Raw genomic sequence first — 18297 nt, 5'->3', positions numbered from 1 at the left:
GCGATGCAGAAGATCCTGGTCGCGCGTCCGATCTTTCCGGACGTGATCGAACGGCTCAAGCAGTATTTCGAAGTCGACTGGAACGACGGCGACGCGCTCGCGCCCGACGCGCTCGCCGCGCGTCTGGCCGACAAGGACGGCGCGCTGACGGCCGGCGACCCGGTCGGCGCGGCCACGCTCGCGGCCGCGCCGCGCCTGCGCGTCGTGGCGAACATGGCGGTCGGCTACAACAACTTCGACATGGCCGCGTTCAACGCGGCGAACGTGCTCGGTACCAATACGCCCGACGTGCTGAACGAGTCGACCGCCGATTTCGGCTGGGCGCTGATGATGGCCGCCGCGCGTCGGATCGCCGAATCCGAACACTGGCTGCGCGCCGGTCACTGGCGGAAGTGGGCGTACGACGGCTTCCTCGGCACCGACATCTACGGCTCGACGCTCGGCGTCATCGGGATGGGCCGCATCGGCCAGGCGCTCGCGCGGCGCGCGCGCGGCTTCGGGATGCAGGTGATTTATCACAACCGTTCGCGGGTCGCGCCCGAGATCGAAGCCGAGCTCGAGGCCGAATACGTGTCGAAGGATGCGCTGCTCGCGCGTGCCGATCACGTCGTGCTCGTGCTGCCGTACACGAAGGAGAACCATCACACGATCGGCGCGGCCGAGCTCGCGAAGATGAAACCCACGGCGACGCTGACCAACATCGCGCGCGGCGGGATCGTCGACGATGCGGCGCTGGCCGCCGCGCTGCGGGACGGGACGATCGCCGCGGCCGGCCTCGACGTGTACGAAGGCGAGCCGAGCGTGCATCCGGCGCTGCTCGAAGTGCCGAACGTCGTGCTGACGCCGCATATCGCGAGCGCGACCGACAAGACGCGCCGCGCGATGGCGAATCTCGCCGCCGACAACCTGATCGCCGCGCTCGGCGAGGGGCCGCGCGCGGGGCGGCCGCCGAATCCGATCAACCCTGACGTGATCGGGAAGCCGCGCGCATGACGATGATGTTGTTGCTGGCGGCGGTCGTCGTGCTGGCCGTCGCGCTCGCCGTGGCGATCGTCGCGCTCGTGCGCGGCGGCGGCCGCCACGACGACGTGGCCGTGCTCGGCGACCGGATCGAGGATGCCGCGCATGCGCAGGCGCGCGCGGTCGAGCGGCTCGAACGCGAATTGCGCGGCGAGATCGTCGACAATGCGCGCGGGTCGCGTACCGAGCTGGCCGGCAGCTTCGCCCAGTTGCAGCAGACGCTCGCCGCGCAACTGACGAGCGTGGCGACCGTGCAGAACAGCCAGATCGACGGTTTCGCGCAGCAGCTCGGCAAGCTCGTCGCCGGCAATGCGCAGCAGTTCGACGCGATGCGCGAGAGCGTGCAGCGCCAGGCCCAGCAGGCGCGCGAGGAACAGACGGGCGCGCTGCGGCTGTTCGGCGACACGCTGAACCGGCAGCTCACGCAACTGACGGAGGCGAACGATCGTCGGATCGGCGAAGTGCGTGCGACGCTCGAACAGCGGCTGAAGGAAATCGAGACGAACAACGCGGCGAAGCTCGAGGAGATGCGCCGCACCGTCGACGAGAAGCTGCACGCGACGCTCGAGCAGCGGCTCGGCGAATCGTTCAAGCTCGTGTCGGACCGGCTCGAACAGGTGCATCGCGGGCTCGGCGAGATGCAGACGCTCGCGGCCGGCGTCGGCGACCTGAAAAAGGTGCTGACCAACGTGAAGACGCGCGGCACCTGGGGCGAAGTGCAGCTCGAGGCGCTGCTGGAACAGATGCTGACGCCCGACCAGTACGCGAAGAACGTCGCGACGGTGCCGAAGAGTACCGAGCGCGTCGAATTCGCGATCCGGCTGCCGGGCCGCGCTGCCGGCACGCGCGACGCGCCGCCGGTGTGGCTGCCGATCGACGCGAAATTCCCGCGCGAAGACTACGAGCGGTTGATCGACGCGCAGGAGCGCGCCGATGCGGTGGCGGTCGAGGAGGCGGCGCGAGCGCTCGAGGCGCGGGTGCGGATGGAAGCGCGCACGATCGCCGAGAAGTACGTCGCGCCGCCGCACACGACCGATTTCGCGCTGCTGTTCCTGCCGACCGAGGGGCTGTATGCGGAGATCCTGCGCCGCCCGGGGCTGACCGACCTGCTGCAGCGCGACTATCGGGTGACGGTCGCCGGGCCGACCACGCTCACCGCGCTGTTGAACAGCCTGCAGATGGGGTTCCGCACGCTCGCGATCGAGCAGCGCTCGAGCGAGGTGTGGCAGGTGCTCGGCGCGGTCAAGACGGAGTTCGGCAAGTTCGGCGACGTGCTCGCGCGCACGAAGGCGCAGCTCGAAACGGTCACGCGCTCGATCGAGTCTGCCGAGCAGCGCACGCGTGTGATGAGCCGCAAGCTGAAGCAGGTCGAGGCGCTGCCGGGCGATGCGGCGGCCGGTCTGCTCGGCGCGGAAGGGGCCGAAGGCGCCGATGCGGACGACGCGTGACGCGCGTTGGCAGCGGTCGCCGGCGCGGCCGGCTCGCGCTCAGTGCGCGGCGAGCGTGTCCAGCGCGTCGCCCGTTACGCGCACGATGCGCCACTCCGGCAGCACGGTCGCGCCCATCTTCTCGTAGAAATCGATCGCCGGCTGGTTCCAGTCGAGGACCGACCATTCGAAGCGCGCGCAACGACGCTCGACGGCGAGTGCCGCGAGATGACGCAGCATCGCGGTGCCCAGGCCCGTGCCGCGCTGCGACGGCTGCACGTACAGATCCTCGAGATACAGCCCGCGGCGGCCGAGGAACGTCGAATAGTTGTGGAAGAACAGCGCATACGCGACGATCGCGCCGTCCTGCTCGGCCACCCGTGCCTCGGCGGCAGGGTGCTCGCCGAACAGCGCATCGGCGAGATCGGCTTCGGTCGCGACGAACAGATGCGTGAGCTTCTCGAACTCGGCCAGCTCGCGCATCAGCGCGAGGATCGCGCCGACGTCGCGCGGGTCGGCCGCGCGGATCAGCGGCGTGCCGCTCACGCTTCCTCCGGCGGATCGGACAGCACGATCTCGATGCCGCCGAAGCGCGACGCGACCCAGTTGTACGCATGGCATGCGATCCACAGCAGCACGAAACCGAGGATCGCGTTCAGCAGCAGCGCGCTCAGGATCGTGCTCAACTCGACCATCCCGTAACGGATATACGCGACGAGAATGCCGAGCAGCACGATCGGCACGCTGAACGTCAGGTAGACGAGGATCAGCGCCTTTGCGGTCTGCCCCGCGGCGATCGACGAGATTTGTTTCTTCATGTGCGGATTGCCCCCGTAGTGATATACCGATTGGAATTCAGATCAGGCCGTCGAGCGGCAGGATGTCGACCGGGGCGCCCGCGTCGATTGCCGCGGTATCGTGGCCCAGGACGATGAAACAGTTGGCGGCGGCGAGACCGCTCAGCGACGCGGCGCTTTGCGATCCGGCCGGCGCGACGTGCCATTGGCCGTCGGCGGCGCGCGTCGCGATGCCGCGCAGGTATTCGGTGCGGCCGGGACGCGTTTTCAACGGCTGCGTACTGAGCGCCGTGTACATCGCCGGCGGCGGCGTCTGCGCACCGGCCAGCGTCAGCAGTGCGGGGCGCACGATCGCGTAAAACGTCACGGCGGAGGCGACCGGATTGCCGGGCAGCCCGAAGAACAGCGCGTGGCCGGCGCTGTCGCCCGGGCGTGCGAGCGTGCCGCACGCGAGCGGCCGGCCGGGCCGCAGCGCGAGACTCGCGAACGTCACGTCGCCGAGCCGCGCCATCACGTCGCGCGTGAAGTCGGCTTCGCCGACCGACACGCCGCCCGACGTGATGACCGCATCGGCCTGCGCGGCGAGGGCGTCGCGCAATGCGGCTTCGAGCGCGGCCGGGTCGTCCCGGACGATCCCGAGATCGATCGTGTCCACGTGCAGCCGTGCGAGCATCGCGGTCAGCATCCCGCGATTGCTGTCGTACAGTGCGCCGCGGCCGAGCGGTTCGCCGGGCTCGCGCAGCTCGTCGCCGGTCGAGAACACGGCGACGCGCACGCGCCGGCGCACCGTGACGTCGGTGACCCCGAACGACGCGAGCAGGCCCAGATCCGATGGCCGCAGGATACGGCCCGCGGCGAGTGCGCAGGCGCCGCGCGCGAGATCTTCGCCGGCCTTGCGGCAGTTCGCGCCGCGCGCGACGTCGTGTGCGGCGAACCGTATCGTGTCGCCATCGACGCGTACGCGTTCCTGCGGAATCACCGTGTCGCATCCGGCCGGCATCGGCGCGCCGGTCATGATGCGCACACATGCATGGGCCGCCACGGCGCCGTCGAACGGATGGCCGGCGAACGCGGTGCCGGCGACCGTCATCGCGACCTCGCTCTGCGCCGACGCGAATGCTGCGCTGCTGCCGTCGAACGCATAGCCGTCCATTGCCGAGTTGTCGTACGCGGGAATGTCGAACGGCGCGCTCACGTCGGCCGCGAGCACGCGGTCGAGCGCATCGCGCAGCGTCACCGTGTCGTACGCGTCGACCGGCGCCGCGAAGCGGCACGCGAGCGCCTGCGCGTCGGCGAGCGACATCGGGGCATCGGGGCCGGGTGCGGTTCGGGAAGCGGGCGAGGATTGCGTGATCATCAGTCGGACTGCGCCGCGAGGCGTATCGGGTTCGTGGCCGGTGGCGCGAGGAGGGTGCCGGGGCGCGGGTTTCGCGTGTGGCGGGCGCCGGGCGGGAACGGCACGGGCCGTCAGCGGCGGGCCAGCGCGGCGAGTTCCTGCCAGGAGTTGGCATTGTAAAACGCACGCTCGTCGCGAAACTCGACTTCGACCGTCTTGTGGCGTGCGTACCACGCACGCACCTTGCGGTCGCCGGCCGCGAGCCGGGCGGCCAGGTCGTCGGCCAGCGACGTGCGCAGCAGCGCGAACGTCGGTTGCGGCGAGCGCATCTGCCGCGCGTCGACGGTAATCGCCATCGCGATGTCGGCCTGCTGCGCGTCGAGCGCTGCATGCAGCCGCGCGACGAGGTCGACGGGCAGATAGGGCGTATCGCATGGCGAGCACGCGAGCAGCGGCGCGCGCGCCGCGCGCATGCCGGCAAGCAGGCCCGCGAGCGGCCCGGGGAAGTCGGAGGTTTCGTCGGCGACGATGCGCGCGTCGAACGGCGCACCGAGTTCGGCATAGCGATCGGCATGGCGATTCGCGCTGATCAGCGTCTCGTCGACCTGCGGCGACAGCCGGCGCAGCACGTGCAGCGCGAGCGGCGTACCGTCGAGCAATTGCAGGCCCTTGTCGACGCCGTCCATGCGGGTGGCCCGCCCGCCTGCGAGCAGCAGGCCGGCGATCGACGGGGCGGACGCGGGAGCGGACATCGTGCGCAGGCGGAAAGAGCGGCGGGCGTCAGCCGCCGATATACGACATTTCGACGCGCTTGCCGGCGCCCTCGGGCGCGGCGTCGGACGATGCGCTGCCGCGCAGCTGCGAATAGCGGTCGGTGCGCGCCTGCCAGATGCGGGCGATCGCGGTCGCGATCTCGGCATCGCTTGCGCCGCCGCGCACGAGCGCACGTAGGTCGTGGCCGGTCGACGCGAACAGGCACAGGTACAACTTGCCTTCGGTCGACAGTCGCGCGCGCGTGCAGTCGCCGCAGAAGGCCTGCGTGACGCTCGAGATCACGCCGATCTCGCCGCTGCCGTCCGCATAGCCCCAGCGCTGCGCGGTTTCGGCCGCCGTGTGCGGCTCGAGCGGCACGAGCGGAAAGTGTTCGGCGATACGCGCGACGACGTCCGCCGACGGCAGCACCTCGGTCATGTTCCAGCCGTTCGACGTGCCGACGTCCATGTATTCGATGAAACGCAGGATCACGCCGGTGCCGCGGAAGCGCTCGGCCATCGGCAGGATCTCGCCGTCGTTGGTGCCGCGCTTCACGACCATGTTGACCTTGACCGGCGCGAGGCCCGCGGCCTGCGCGGCGAAGATGCCGTCGAGCACGTCGGCGCTCGCGAACTCGGCATCGTTCATGCGCTTGAACAGCGCATCGTCGAGCGCATCGAGGCTGACCGTGACGCGCGTGAGCCCGGCGTCCTTCAGCGCGCGCGCCTTGCGCGCGAGCAGCGAGCCGTTGGTCGTCAGCGTCAGGTCGAGCGGGCGGCCGGCGTGCGTCGTCAGACGCGCGAGCCGCTCGATCAGGAATTCGAGGTTCTTGCGCAGCAGCGGCTCGCCGCCCGTGATGCGGATCTTCTCGACGCCGTGTGCGACGAAGAGCCGCGCCACGCGCTCGATTTCCTCGTGCGTGAGCAGCGCGCTGTGCGGCAGGAACGGGTAGTCCTTGTCGAAGACGGCGCGCGGCATGCAGTACACGCAGCGGAAATTGCAGCGATCCGTCACCGAAATGCGCAGGTCGCGCAGCGGCCTGGCGAACGTGTCGGCCAGCGTGCCGTCGGGGGCATGCGCGACGCCGGAGACGTCCGGCATCCCGCTGACGTCGGCGAGGGGAATGATGCGTCGGGACATGTTGGAAGAAGTACGGACCAGACTGCTATTTTAGCCGCAACCGGCCGGCGGGTCCGGGGGCGGAAACCCGCAGCGCGGGCATGAAAAAGCCCGCCGGAGGCGGGCTTTTCCTGGTCGTGCGATGCGCCGTTCAGTGGTGCGTCGTCGTTTCGACCTGCTGCATCGGGGCCGTATCGACCGGCGGCAGCACCTTGCGTTCGCGCGGCACGCGGGCCGGGCGCGGGAGTCGCGACGCGGCTTCCTGCGCGGCCGCGAACTTGTCGGCGTCCGTGTTCACCCAGACGAGACCGGCCTGCTCCAGCACGGCATCCAGGCTCGCCGAAGCGGGCGCGGCTGCCGGTTGGGCGGGGGCGGGAGCCGGTGTCGAGGCGGGTGCCGGTGCAGCGACGGCCTCTGCCGGTGCTGCCTCGACCGGCGCCTCGACCGCCACCGGAGCGGCTTCGATCGCGACGGCCGGTGCGGCGGGCTCGACGGGTGCGGCTTGCGGCGCCTCGACAGCGGCCGGAGCGGCTGCCGGCACTTCGAACGCATCGGTCGGCGACACCGCGACCGGCGCCGGGCCTGCTTCCGCCGCCGCCGGTGCGACCGGTGCCGGTTCGGCTGCCTGGACGGCGACGACGGGCTCGGCCGGTGCCGCTTCGGCTGCCGGTGCCGGCTGCGCTTCGACGGCGGCCGGAGCGGCATGCTGCTCGGCGACGGCTTCCACTGCGACCGCACCTGCCACGGCCGCGACGACTGCCGGTGCGGCCGTGTGGGCCGGCTCGGCTGCGACCGGTGCATTCGGCGTCACGGCTTGCGCGGCGACGTCGCCTTCGGCGCCTTGCTCGGCCTGGTCGACTGCGCCATCTTCCTCGCGCTCGCGACGACCGCCGCGGCGGCCGCGACGACGACGGCGGCGTTCTTCGCCGTCACGTGCACCGGCTTCCGCATCGGCTGCCGGTTCCGCACCGGGCAGGGCTTCTGCAACGGCCTTGTCGGTTTCCGGTTCCGGGTGGTTTTCGCCGCGGGTGACGGTTTCGAGCGTGGCCGCATGCTGGGTCGGCTTGCGGCGTTCGCCGCGCTCGCGACGCTCGCCGCGTTCCTGGCGCTCGCCGCGGCCGGCTGCTTCGACGCCTTCCGGCTGTTCGACACGCTCGCGCGGTTCGCGGTTTTCGCGCGGTTCGCGCGGCTCACGGCCTTCGCGCGGACCACGGCCCTCGCGACCCTCGCGGTTTTCGCGACCTTCGCGGTTTTCCCGGCCTTCGCGCAGTTCACGACCCTCGCGCGGCTCACGGCCTTCACGCGGTTCGCGCACTTCCTTGCCTTCGCGTTCCTGGCGTTGCGGCTGGCCACGGCCCGCCGCTGCCTGGTCGCGGCCGCCTTGCGCCTGCTGGGCGCCGCCGCGACGGTTGCGATTGCGATCGCCGCCGCGCTGCTCGGTCTTTTCGGTGCGCTCGCGCGCCGGACGGGCTGCCTGCTCCTTCGCCGGTGCCGGTGCGACCGGTGCGGGTGCCGGTGCCGGCGACACGCCGAACAGCCCCTTCAGCCAGCCGATGAAGCCACCGCTTGCCGCGGCGACGGGCGCCGCCGGAGCCGCAACGGGCTCGACCGGACGCTGCGGGGCCGGGCTCGGCGCCGGACGCTCGGGCGTGATGCCCTTCACCGCGGCTTCCTGCTTCGGCTTCACTTCGGCCGCACGCTTGCTGTAGCCCGTTTCCGACTCGAGCTCGCGGGCCGCTTCCTCGGCCATCTTCCAGGACGCGCGCGGATCGTCGAGGCGCGCGTCGTCGTGACGCAGGCGCTCGAGCTTGTAGTGCGGCGTATCGAGGTGCTTGTTCGGGATCAGCACGATGCCGACCTTGAAGCGCGACTCGATCTTGTTGATTTCCTGACGCTTTTCGTTCAGCAGGAAGGCGGTCACCTCGACCGGCACCTGGCAGTGGATCGCCGCGGTGTTCTCCTTCATCGCTTCTTCCTGAATGATCCGCAGGACCTGCAGCGCGGACGATTCGGTGTCGCGGATGTGGCCGGTGCCGTTGCAGCGCGGGCACGTGACGTGACTGCCTTCCGACAGCGCCGGACGCAGGCGCTGGCGCGACAGCTCCATCAGGCCGAAGCGGGAGATCTTGCCCATCTGGACGCGCGCGCGGTCGTGCTTGAGCGCGTCCTTCAGGCGTTGCTCGACTTCACGCTGGCTCTTCGCCGATTCCATGTCGATGAAATCGATCACGATCAGGCCGCCGAGGTCGCGCAGGCGCAGCTGGCGGGCGACTTCGTCGGCCGCTTCGAGGTTCGTGCGGGTGGCCGTTTCCTCGATGTCCGCGCCCTTGGTCGCGCGCGCCGAGTTCACGTCGATCGCGACGAGCGCTTCGGTGTGGTCGATCACGATCGCGCCGCCGGACGGCAGCGGGACCGTGCGCGAGTACGCGGTTTCGATCTGGTGCTCGATCTGGAAGCGGGAGAACAGCGGCACGTCGTCGTGGTAGCGCTTCACTTTCGCGACGTTGTCCGGCATCACGATGTCCATGAATGCGCGGGCCTGATCGTGGATTTCGTTCGTATCGATCAGGATTTCGCCGATATCCGGCTGGAAATAGTCGCGGATCGCGCGGATCACGAGGCTCGATTCCAGATAGATCAGCATCGGCTGGCCGGCGTTGCCGCTTTGCGACGCGGCCTCGATCGCGCGCCACAGTTGCAGCAGGTAGTTCAGGTCCCACTGCAGTTCCTCGGCGCTGCGGCCGATGCCCGCGGTACGGGCGATCATGCTCATCCCGTCCGGAATCTGCAGTTGCGCCATCGTTTCGCGCAGTTCCTGGCGCTCGTCGCCTTCGATCCGGCGCGACACGCCGCCGCCGCGCGGGTTGTTCGGCATCAGCACGAGGTAACGGCCGGCGAGCGAGATGAAGGTGGTGAGGGCCGCGCCCTTGTTGCCGCGCTCTTCCTTCTCGACCTGGACGATCAGCTCCTGGCCTTCGCGCAGCGCATCCTGAATGCGCGCGGAGCGCATGTCGATGCCGTCCTTGAAGTACTGGCGGGCGACTTCCTTGAACGGCAGGAAGCCGTGGCGGTCTTCGCCGTAGTTGACGAAGCACGCTTCGAGCGACGGCTCGATACGGGTGATGACACCTTTGTAGATATTGCCTTTGCGCTGTTCGCGCCCGGCGGTTTCGATGTCGATGTCGATGAGCTTTTGCCCATCGACGATGGCGACGCGCAGCTCCTCCTGCTGCGTCGCATTGAACAGCATGCGTTTCATGAACGGCTCCAGGCGGCTCCGCTGCCGACGCCTCGCGGTTGTCAGGCGCGAGGGCGGGAACGACGGCAGGCCGCACCTTGTTGTGTTGTCACGAGCACGCTGGAGCGGGAACGCTGGCGGGGAGAATTGCCTGAAGAGGCGCTTGGGCCCGAAAGACGGGGCCGGCGGCCATAGGGCACCTGCGAATACGGCTTCAAAGCACGGCGTTCACACACCGCACGCTGCAAAAGCGCGCTAAGCCTGTCCGGGCATTGCCACGGGCGCGCACAATGCGTCGCGCGCGCCGACGGGCGGCAGATGCTGCGGCTTGGGCCGCAGCGGGGAGTATCGAATCCAGCCCGACTTTCCCGCTTGGGGTGTACTTCCCTGGTTTGACGTCGCCAAGCCCCGCACGCTTCGCGGGGCCAAATCGGGCGCAACGCCGTAATTTTCGCAACCGGCAGCCTGCGGACGTACTTCGCGCCGCCGGGCTGCCGATCAAATTCTTTTCAACCAACTTTCCGTTACCGCGGCGCCTTGCCGACCGAATCCGCCTGTGGGCGCGATCCTTGCCGACGGGCGGCGCCGTGCGTGCAACTTGCTGCTTCTCTTTGATTAGGGGCGAGCAGCGGACCCCCGGCGCAAGTAAAATAGCAGTTTGCGCTTGCGCCTTGCCCAATTCAGCCGGGGCCGGCCGATCAGGCCACCCACAACGTCAGGCTGGGCAAAATTATATTCAGTATGAATGAGTTAGGCAAAATATCCCAGAATTCGGTCGCAAGCGGCCAGGTATCGACGATCGAGATCGACGAAAACTCGGCCGGTCAGCGGATCGACAATTTCCTGTTGCGCGTCTGTAAAGGCGTGCCGAAAAGCCATATTTACCGGATCCTCCGCAGCGGCGAAGTGCGCGTCAACAAGGGCCGGATCGATGCGCAGTACCGCCTGGCGCTCGGCGACCTCGTCCGCGTGCCGCCGGTGCGCGTGGCCGCGGCCGACCTCGCGCGCGCCGACACGCCCGTCGTGCCGCCCGCGAATTTCGACGTGCTGTACGAGGACGACGCGATGCTCGTCATCGACAAGCCGGCCGGGGTCGCGGTCCACGGCGGCAGCGGCGTCGCGTTCGGCGTGATCGAGCAGATGCGCCAGGCGCGCCCGCGTGCGAAATTCCTCGAACTGGTGCACCGGCTCGACCGCGAGACGTCCGGGATCCTGATGCTCGCGAAGAAGCGCACGGCGCTCGTGGGCCTGCACGAGCAGATTCGCGAGAACCGGATGGACAAGCGCTACTTCGCGTGCGCGCACGGCGAATGGCAGCCCGACTGGGGCCGGCGCCGCGCGGTGAAGGCGCCGCTGTTCAAGTATTCGACCCCGGAAGGGGAGCGCCGCGTGCGCGTGCAGGACGACGGGCTGCCGTCGCATACGGTGTTCAACCTCGTCGACCGCTGGTCCGACTATGTGCTCGTCGAAGCGGAACTCAAAACGGGTCGGACCCATCAGATCCGGGTGCACCTCGCGCATCTCGGTCTGCCGATCGCCGGCGACGCCAAGTATGGCGATTTCGCACTGAACAAGGCGCTGGCGCGCGCGAACGCGCAGCCGTCGCTGAAACGGATGTTCCTGCACGCGCACCGGCTGCGGCTGGCTCACCCGCTGACCGGCGAGGCGCTGCAGTTCGATGCGCCGCTGCCGGCCGAATGCCGGCGCTTTCTCGACCAACTCAGCGCATTGCGCGATACCGCCTGAACCGCATGGCCCGACAGCAATTTGACCTGATCGTCTTCGACTGGGACGGCACGCTGATGGATTCGACCGCGCACATCGCGCACAGCATCCAGGCCGCGTGCCGCGATCTCGGCTTGCCCACGCCGTCCGACGAGGCTTCCCGCTACGTGATCGGCCTTGGCCTGCGCGATGCGCTGCGAATCGCGGCGCCGACCCTCGATCCGTCCGACTACGCGCGGCTCGCCGAGCGCTACCGCTACCACTATCTGCTCGACGACCAGCGCATCGAGCTGTTCGCCGGCGTGCGCGAGCTGCTCGCCGAACTGCGCGACACGGGCTACCTGCTCGCCGTCGCGACCGGCAAGGGGCGGGTCGGGCTGAATCGCGTGCTCGACCAGTCGAAGCTGACGAGCTGGTTCGACGCGACGCGCTGCGCGGACGAGACCTTCTCGAAACCGCATCCGGCGATGCTGCACGAGTTGTCGCGGGAATTGGGGCAGGACCTGTCGCGCACCGTGATGATCGGCGACACCACGCACGACCTGCAAATGGCCGCCAGCGCCGGCGCGGCAGGCGTCGGGGTGTCGTACGGCGCGCACACGGCCGACGCGCTGGCGGCGCTCGCGCCGCGCTTCGTCGCGCCGGACGTCGGCGCGCTGGCCGCATGGCTGCGGGAGCACGCATGAGCGCGGCGCCGGACGCCGTGCGCGTGTGCGCGTCGGACGCGCTGATCGACGGCGGCGCCGGCGTGCGCGTCGACGCGACACTGCGCGGCGAGCAGGCCGTCGTGTTCTTCGTGCGCTACGACGGCCGCGCCTACGGCTACCTGAACCGCTGCGCGCATGTGCCGATGGAGCTCGACTGGGCCGAAGGGCAGTTCTTCGAGTCGTCGGGCCTCTATCTGATGTGCGCGACGCATGGCGCGATCTACGCGCCGGATACCGGCAAGTGCGTCGGCGGCCCGTGCCGCGGCGGCCGCCTGCGGCCGGTCGAGGTCGACGAGCGCGACACGCCCGACGGGCGTGCGGTATTCTGGGTGCCCGATGCCGATCTGCATCCCGCCACTCCCGCCACGACCGACTGACGACACCATTGCATGGCCGACCAACCGAATTTCCCGGATTCCTCCTCCCGTCCCGACGACCGTGACCCGGGCTGGGAGCGCGCGGCGCTCGAGCGGATCGCGCTCGCGGCCGTCAAGGAGCAGCGCGCGGCACGGCGCTGGAAGATCTTCTTCCGCTTCGCGTTTCTCGGCGTGTTCGTGCTGCTGGCGTTCGCGCTGATCGATTTCTCGAGCGATTCGAAGTTTTCGTCGAGCGGGCGGCATACGGCGCTCGTGACGATCGACGGCGAAATCGCGGCCGGCGTCAACGCGAACGCCGACGACATCAACACGGCGCTCGACGCCGCGTTCGACGACGACGGCACGGTCGGCGTCGTGCTGCGAATCAACAGCCCGGGCGGCAGCCCGGTGCAGGCCGGCATGGTCTACGACGAGATCCGGCGGTTGCGCGGCAAGTATCCCAACAAGCCGCTGTACGTCGTCGTGACCGACATGTGCGCGTCGGGCGGCTATTACATCGCGTCCGCGGCCGACAAGATCTTCGTCGACAAGGCGAGCATCGTCGGGTCGATCGGCGTGCTGATGGACGGGTTCGGCTTCACCGGGCTGATGGGCAAGCTCGGCGTCGAACGGCGCCTGCATACGTCGGGCGAAAACAAGGGCTTCTACGACCCGTTCTCGCCGGAAACGCCGAAGATGGATGCGCACGCGCAGGCGCTGCTCGATCAGGTGCATGCGCAGTTCATCAAGGCCGTGAAGGACGGCCGCGGCAAGCGGCTGCACGAGACGCCCGACATGTTCTCGGGCCTGTTCTGGACCGGCGAGAAGAGCGTCGAGCTCGGGCTCGCCGACGGCTACGGCACGACCGACACGGTCGCGCGCGACGTGCTGAAGGCACCGGATCTGGTCGACTATACGGTGAAGGAAAGCCTGACGAATCGTGTCGCGCGCAAGTTCGGCGCGGCCGTCGGGGGCGCCGCGATGAAGGCGCTGACGGCCGGCGGCGCGTCGGTCAACCTGCGCTGACGGCCGGCGGCCGACGGCGGCAATCGGCGGGCCGCGATGGCTCGCCTTTCACTTTCATCGATCGCTGCGTCAGTTCGCGAGCAGCAGGAAGATCGCGGGGCGCTTGTGCAGATTCGGCGCAGGCGCCTTTTTCCAATCCGCCACCGTGCGGCTCGCGATCGTCTCGGTCGCAAGGGTCAGATCGGCCGCCACGCAGATCTGCGTCGACGGCGCGCAGGTCGCGACCAGCGTGTCGAGCATCGCGTGATTGCGGTACGGCGTTTCGATGAAGATCTGCGTCTGGCGCGCCTTGCGCGACAGTTGCTCGAGTTCGCGCAGGCGCTTCGCGCGCGCGGCCGCATCGACCGGCAGGTAGCCGTTGAACGCGAAACTCTGGCCGTTCAGGCCCGACGCCATCAGCGCGAGCAGGATCGAACTCGGCCCGACGAGCGGCACGACCTTCACGCCGCGCTCGTGCGCGCGGCGCACCAGCAGCGCGCCGGGGTCGGCGACGGCAGGGCAGCCGGCCTCCGACACGAGTCCGGCGTCCGCGCCGGCCAGCACGGGCGCGAGCAGCCGGTCGACGGCGCCGGCCGGCGTATTCACGTTCAGCTCGCTGATCTCGATTTCCTGGATCGGGCGCGTCGTGCCGATCTTCTTCAGGAACGCGCGGGTCGTTTTCGCGTTTTCGCCGATGTAATAGCCGAGCGTGCCGGCGCGCGCCTGCACGGCCGCGGGCAGTACGGCGGCGAGCATCGATTCGTCGCCTTCGCCGAGCGTGTTGGGGACGAGATAAAGCGTGCCGGCGGTCATGCGCGGTCTCCTCGGGTGATGGCAAACAGCGGGTAGTCGGCGGCGCGCAGCATCCGCGTGAGGGCGATCAGCGGCAGGCCGACGAGCGCGGTCGGGTCGTCCGAGTCGATCGCGTCGAGCAGTGCGATGCCGAGCCCTTCGGACTTCGCGCTGCCGGCCACGTCGTACGGCGTTTCCGCGCGCAGGTAGGCGTCGAGTTCGGCTTCGGGCAGCGAACGGAAGCGCACGTGCGTGACGATGTCCTCGATCTGCGCGTCGTCCGTACGGCTGTCGTACAGGCAGAGCGCGCTGTGGAATTCGACTTCGCGGCCCTGCATCGACACGAGTTGCGCGAGCGCGCGCTCATGCGTGCCGGGCTTGCCGATCTGGCGCCCGTCGAAGGTCGCGACCTGGTCCGACCCGATCACGAGCACGCCGTCCGGTGCGTCGATCGTCGCGGCCACGGCGCGCGCCTTCGCGCCGGCGAGACGCAGCGCGGTCGCGGCCGGCGTTTCGCCGGCGCGCGGGGTTTCGTCGAGGTCGGGCGACACGACGTCGAACGGTACGCCGAGGCGCTCGAGGAGCGCGCGGCGGTAGCGGGAACTGGAGGCAAGAATCAGCCGCGGCGGGCGGCAAACGGTATCCGGCATGGTCGGTTGGATCGGTGAGTCGTCAGGTGTGGCGCGGCGTTGCGCGGACGCAAGCTTAAGTGATTGACCGCAAAAGGTAAAACAGGTATGCTTTCCCGCTTTTCGTCGGCAGGCTTTCGCTGTGGTGGCGCCTGCCGGGTCTTCGGAAGTAAAGTACGGCATCCCTCGATGAGCCGTACGCGAGCGGTGCCAAGCCGGATCCCGCAAGTCAGCCTGTAGGCAGGAGCGCACATGAACACTTCTTCTGGCAAACCTGCAGCGGCCCTCGATCCGCATGCGGTCGACCTGTTCGAGTTCGCCCGCAGCGGGCGGCAGGCGGCCGGGGCCGTGCGTCTCTCGCAACTGCCGCGCATGTTAAACGAAGTGCCGACGGACGCGCCGGATCGCGACACGGTCTTCACGTGGCAGGCGGAAGGGTTCACGCAGAAAGAGTTGCAGGACGACGGCGCCGACGGGCAGCAGCCGTATCTGCGCCTCGCGGTGCACGGCCATGCATGGCTCACGTGCCAGCGCTGCATGACGCCGTACGACCAGGCGTTCGACGTCGACATGACGTACCGGATCGTCGCGACCGAAGAAGAAGCCGAGGAATTTCCGCTCGACGACGATGAAGCCGATGTGATCGTGGGCTCGCGCCAGTTCGATCTCGTCGACTTGATCGAAGAGGAATTGCTGCTTTCGTTGCCGCTCGTGCCCAAGCACGAGGTTTGCCCGGCAGTTCACGAAAGCCTCGTGTCGGGCGCGAGCGGTCCCGCGGAAGAGTCGGACGAGGAGTCCGACGAAGCCGGGGACGAAGGCAAACGGCCGAATCCGTTCGCAGCGCTGCAAGCGTTGAAGAAGGACGGTGACGGCACCAAGAAACACTGAGCAGTTGTGGCGCGGGAAGGCGTAGGGCTTTGGGCCAGGGTAGTTAAGCGCCGGATCGGGCTGTGTTAGAATCCGGAAAATTATTTAGGAGTTAGTCATGGCAGTCCAGCAAAACAAGAAGTCGCCGTCGAAGCGCGGCATGCATCGTTCGCACGATTTCCTGACGGCAGCGCCGCTGGCAGTCGAGCCGAGCACGGGTGAAGTGCACCTGCGTCACCACGTCAGCCCGAACGGCTACTATCGCGGCAAGAAAGTCGTCAAGACGAAGAACGACTAAGCGTCAAGTCACGCGTTGCGCGCTACGCTCGCCGTTCGCGTGACAACTGGTTCGCTTGACACTTTCCTGGCTCGACAAAAAGGCGGCATTCAACTGCCGCTTTTTTGTGCCTGAAATTCGTCGCATTCCATGACCGTAAAGCTCACAATCGATTGCATGGGAGGCGACCACGGCCCGTCCGTGACCGTTCCCGCGGCAGTCAAGTTCGTCCGCGCGCATCCCGATGCGCACCTGATGCTCGTCGGCATCGAAAGCGCGATTCGCGCTCAGCTGAAGAAGCTGAAAGCCCTCGACGATCCCGCGTTGACCATCGTGCCCGCCACCGAAGTCGTGGCGATGGACGACCCTGTCGAAGTGGCGCTGCGCAAGAAGAAGGATTCTTCGATGCGCGTCGCGCTCAACCACGTCAAGGAAGGCGCGGCGCAGGCCTGCATTTCCGCCGGCAATACCGGCGCGTTGATGGCCGTTTCCCGTTACGTACTCAAGACGCTGCCCGGCATCGAGCGGCCGGCGATCGCGTTCGCGCTGCCGAACCCGACCGGCTACACGATGATGCTGGACCTCGGCGCGAACGTCGACTGCGAACCGCAGCATCTGCTGCAGTTCGCGGAGATGGGGCACGCGCTGGTGGCCGCGCTCGAAGGCAAGGAGCGCCCGACGATCGGCCTGCTGAACATCGGCGAAGAGGTCATCAAGGGCAACGAGACGATCAAGCGCGCAGGCGAGCTGCTGCGCGCCAGCACGCTCAATTTCCGCGGCAACGTGGAAGGCAACGACATCTACAAGGGCACCGTCGACGTGATCGTCTGCGACGGCTTCGTCGGCAACGTCGCGCTGAAGACGTCCGAAGGGCTCGCGCAGATGCTGTCGGACATCATCCGCGAGGAGTTCGGCCGTTCGCTGATGTCGAAGCTGATGGCGCTGCTCGCGCTGCCCGTGCTGATGCGTTTCAAGAAGCGCGTCGACCACCGCCAGTACAACGGCGCGGCGCTGCTGGGGCTGAAGAGCCTCGTGATCAAGAGCCACGGCTCGGCCGACGCCTACGCGTTTGAGTGGGCGATCAAACGCGGGTATGATGCCGTCAAAAACGGGGTGCTGGAGCGCCTCGCGCGCGCGATGGCGGATAATTCGGCGTCGCTCGGCGACGGCGAGCACGACGCGGGCGGCGCGGGCCATGCAAGCCCTGCCGCAGGCCATCACGCCGAACCTTCCGCTGCGCAATCCTCTAAAGCATAAATGGCCCAATCGACTCTCTATTCCCGCGTGCTCGGCACGGGCAGCTTCCTGCCGCCCGACCGCGTCACGAACCAGCAGTTGACCGATCGTCTTGCGAAGGAAGGCATCGAGACGAGCGATGAATGGATCGTGGCGCGTACGGGCATCCACGCGCGCCATTTCGCCGCACCCGACGTCACGACGAGCGATCTCGCGCTCGAAGCGTCGCGTCGTGCGATCGAAGCGGCCGGTGTCGATCCGCAGTCGATCGACCTGATCATCGTCGCGACTTCGACCCCCGATTTCGTGTTCCCGAGCACCGCGTGCCTGCTGCAGAACAAGCTCGGCATCAAGAACGGCGGCGCGGCATTCGACGTGCAGGCCGTGTGCTCGGGCTTCGCGTACGCGATGGCGACGGCCGACAGTTTCATCCGCAGCGGCCAGCACCGTACGGCGCTCGTGGTCGGCGCGGAGACGTTCTCGCGCATTCTCGACTTCAAGGACCGCACGACCTGCGTGCTGTTCGGCGACGGCGCGGGCGCGGTGATCCTGTCCGCATCGGAAGAGCCGGGCGTGCTGGGCAGCGCGCTGCACGCGGACGGCAGCTACTCGAACATCCTGTGCACGCCGGGCAACGTCAATCGCGGCGTGATCGACGGCAGCGCGTTCCTGCACATGGACGGGCAGGCCGTGTTCAAGCTCGCGGTCAACGTGCTGGAAAAAGTCGCGATCGAAGCGCTCGCGAAGGCGAATCTCGCGCCCGAGCAAATCGACTGGCTGATTCCGCACCAGGCCAACATCCGCATCATGACCAGCACCTGCCGCAAGCTCGGCCTGCCGCAGGAGCGCATGGTCGTGACGGTCGACCAGCACGGCAACACGTCGGCCGCGTCGATCCCGCTGGCGCTCGACGCCGCGGTGCGCGACGGCCGCATCCAGCGCGGTCAGCACGTGCTGATCGAAGGCGTCGGCGGCGGCTTCACCTGGGGCGCGTCGGTCTTCCGCTTCTGATC

General features: G+C 68.5%; 18 protein-coding genes. 10 read left to right on the top strand and 8 right to left on the bottom strand.

Annotation, left to right across the window (positions count from 1 at the left end; translation table 11 throughout):
- Positions 1-3: 3 nt before the first annotated feature.
- Positions 4-993, top strand: a complete 990-nt coding sequence (locus WS95_RS13380; protein WP_059824600.1) for a 2-hydroxyacid dehydrogenase — start codon at positions 4-6, stop codon at positions 991-993.
- Positions 990-2468 (top strand): DNA recombination protein RmuC, encoded by a 1479-nt coding sequence (rmuC, locus tag WS95_RS13375; protein WP_059824223.1) that lies wholly within the window; start codon positions 990-992, stop codon positions 2466-2468. Before WS95_RS13380 ends, rmuC begins: the two co-directional genes overlap by 4 nt.
- Positions 2469-2507: 39 nt before the next feature.
- On the opposite strand, the gene WS95_RS13370 is transcribed toward rmuC, so the two are convergent.
- The 6 genes from WS95_RS13370 to WS95_RS13345 all read right to left on the bottom strand — a co-directional run bounded on the left by WS95_RS13370 (position 2508) and on the right by WS95_RS13345 (position 9711).
- Positions 2508-2993, bottom strand: coding sequence for a GNAT family N-acetyltransferase (locus WS95_RS13370; protein ID WP_034206758.1), 486 nt, complete (start codon positions 2991-2993; stop codon positions 2508-2510).
- On the bottom strand, positions 2990-3265 hold the full coding sequence (locus tag WS95_RS13365) for a hypothetical protein (RefSeq protein ID WP_006476519.1): 276 nt from the start codon (positions 3263-3265) through the stop codon (positions 2990-2992). Before WS95_RS13365 ends, WS95_RS13370 begins: the two co-directional genes overlap by 4 nt.
- Before the next feature lie 37 nt (positions 3266-3302).
- A complete protein-coding gene (gene moeA, locus WS95_RS13360; RefSeq protein ID WP_059824222.1) occupies positions 3303-4601 on the bottom strand; it encodes a molybdopterin molybdotransferase MoeA in 1299 nt (432 codons plus the stop codon).
- Positions 4602-4711: 110 nt separating this feature from the next.
- The gene (gene mobA / locus WS95_RS13355; protein ID WP_059824220.1) at positions 4712-5332 is read right to left on the bottom strand and encodes a molybdenum cofactor guanylyltransferase MobA; all 621 of its coding nucleotides are present in this window, start codon (positions 5330-5332) and stop codon (positions 4712-4714) included.
- Positions 5333-5360: 28 nt separating this feature from the next.
- Positions 5361-6473, bottom strand: coding sequence for a GTP 3',8-cyclase MoaA (gene moaA / locus WS95_RS13350; RefSeq protein WP_059824218.1), 1113 nt, complete (start codon positions 6471-6473; stop codon positions 5361-5363).
- Between the two features lie 130 nt (positions 6474-6603).
- Positions 6604-9711: an Rne/Rng family ribonuclease gene (locus tag WS95_RS13345; RefSeq protein WP_059824216.1), complete on the bottom strand. Its 3108-nt coding sequence runs from the start codon at positions 9709-9711 to the stop codon at positions 6604-6606.
- A 720-nt stretch (positions 9712-10431) separates the two neighbouring features.
- Here WS95_RS13345 and WS95_RS13340 point away from each other — a divergent pair.
- From WS95_RS13340 to WS95_RS13325, 4 genes are read left to right on the top strand one after another with little or no spacing between them, the layout of a single operon-like run.
- Positions 10432-11436 (top strand): RluA family pseudouridine synthase, encoded by a 1005-nt coding sequence (locus tag WS95_RS13340; RefSeq protein WP_034206763.1) that lies wholly within the window; start codon positions 10432-10434, stop codon positions 11434-11436.
- A 5-nt stretch (positions 11437-11441) separates the two neighbouring features.
- The gene (locus WS95_RS13335; protein ID WP_034206764.1) at positions 11442-12101 is read left to right on the top strand and encodes an HAD-IA family hydrolase; all 660 of its coding nucleotides are present in this window, start codon (positions 11442-11444) and stop codon (positions 12099-12101) included.
- A complete protein-coding gene (locus tag WS95_RS13330) occupies positions 12098-12499 on the top strand; it encodes a Rieske (2Fe-2S) protein (protein WP_034206765.1) in 402 nt (133 codons plus the stop codon). The genes WS95_RS13335 and WS95_RS13330 overlap by 4 nt, the downstream gene beginning before the upstream one ends.
- Positions 12500-12511: 12 nt before the next feature.
- Positions 12512-13504, top strand: a complete 993-nt coding sequence (locus WS95_RS13325) for a S49 family peptidase (RefSeq protein ID WP_059779750.1) — start codon at positions 12512-12514, stop codon at positions 13502-13504.
- A gap of 69 nt (positions 13505-13573) precedes the next feature.
- Here the strand turns inward: WS95_RS13325 and WS95_RS13320 are convergent, their stop codons facing one another.
- Positions 13574-14296, bottom strand: a complete 723-nt coding sequence (locus tag WS95_RS13320; RefSeq protein WP_059501598.1) for an SAM-dependent methyltransferase — start codon at positions 14294-14296, stop codon at positions 13574-13576.
- Entirely contained in the window at positions 14293-14925 is a 633-nt protein-coding gene (locus WS95_RS13315) for a Maf-like protein (RefSeq protein WP_059779751.1), read from the bottom strand. The genes WS95_RS13320 and WS95_RS13315 overlap by 4 nt, the downstream gene beginning before the upstream one ends.
- Before the next feature lie 231 nt (positions 14926-15156).
- On the opposite strand from WS95_RS13315, the gene WS95_RS13310 reads away from it, so the two are divergent.
- The 4 genes from WS95_RS13310 (at position 15157) to WS95_RS13295 (ending at position 18295) form a co-directional block, all read left to right on the top strand.
- The gene (locus tag WS95_RS13310; protein ID WP_034206769.1) at positions 15157-15792 is read left to right on the top strand and encodes a YceD family protein; all 636 of its coding nucleotides are present in this window, start codon (positions 15157-15159) and stop codon (positions 15790-15792) included.
- A gap of 97 nt (positions 15793-15889) precedes the next feature.
- Positions 15890-16069 carry a 50S ribosomal protein L32 gene (gene rpmF, locus WS95_RS13305; protein ID WP_006051932.1) on the top strand — a complete coding sequence of 60 codons (180 nt, stop codon included), beginning with the start codon at positions 15890-15892 and terminating at the stop codon, positions 16067-16069.
- A gap of 129 nt (positions 16070-16198) precedes the next feature.
- Complete coding sequence (gene plsX / locus WS95_RS13300; protein WP_034206770.1) at positions 16199-17305, top strand: phosphate acyltransferase PlsX; 1107 nt, start codon at positions 16199-16201, stop codon at positions 17303-17305.
- On the top strand, positions 17306-18295 hold the full coding sequence (locus tag WS95_RS13295) for a beta-ketoacyl-ACP synthase III (RefSeq protein ID WP_034206771.1): 990 nt from the start codon (positions 17306-17308) through the stop codon (positions 18293-18295).
- Positions 18296-18297 lie beyond the last annotated feature (2 nt).

The organism is Burkholderia sp. MSMB1826 (assembly GCF_001526325.1).
Lineage (GTDB): Bacteria > Pseudomonadota > Gammaproteobacteria > Burkholderiales > Burkholderiaceae > Burkholderia.
The sequence above is the reverse complement of the archived record's forward strand: the minus strand, read 5'-3'. Positions and strand labels throughout refer to the sequence as shown.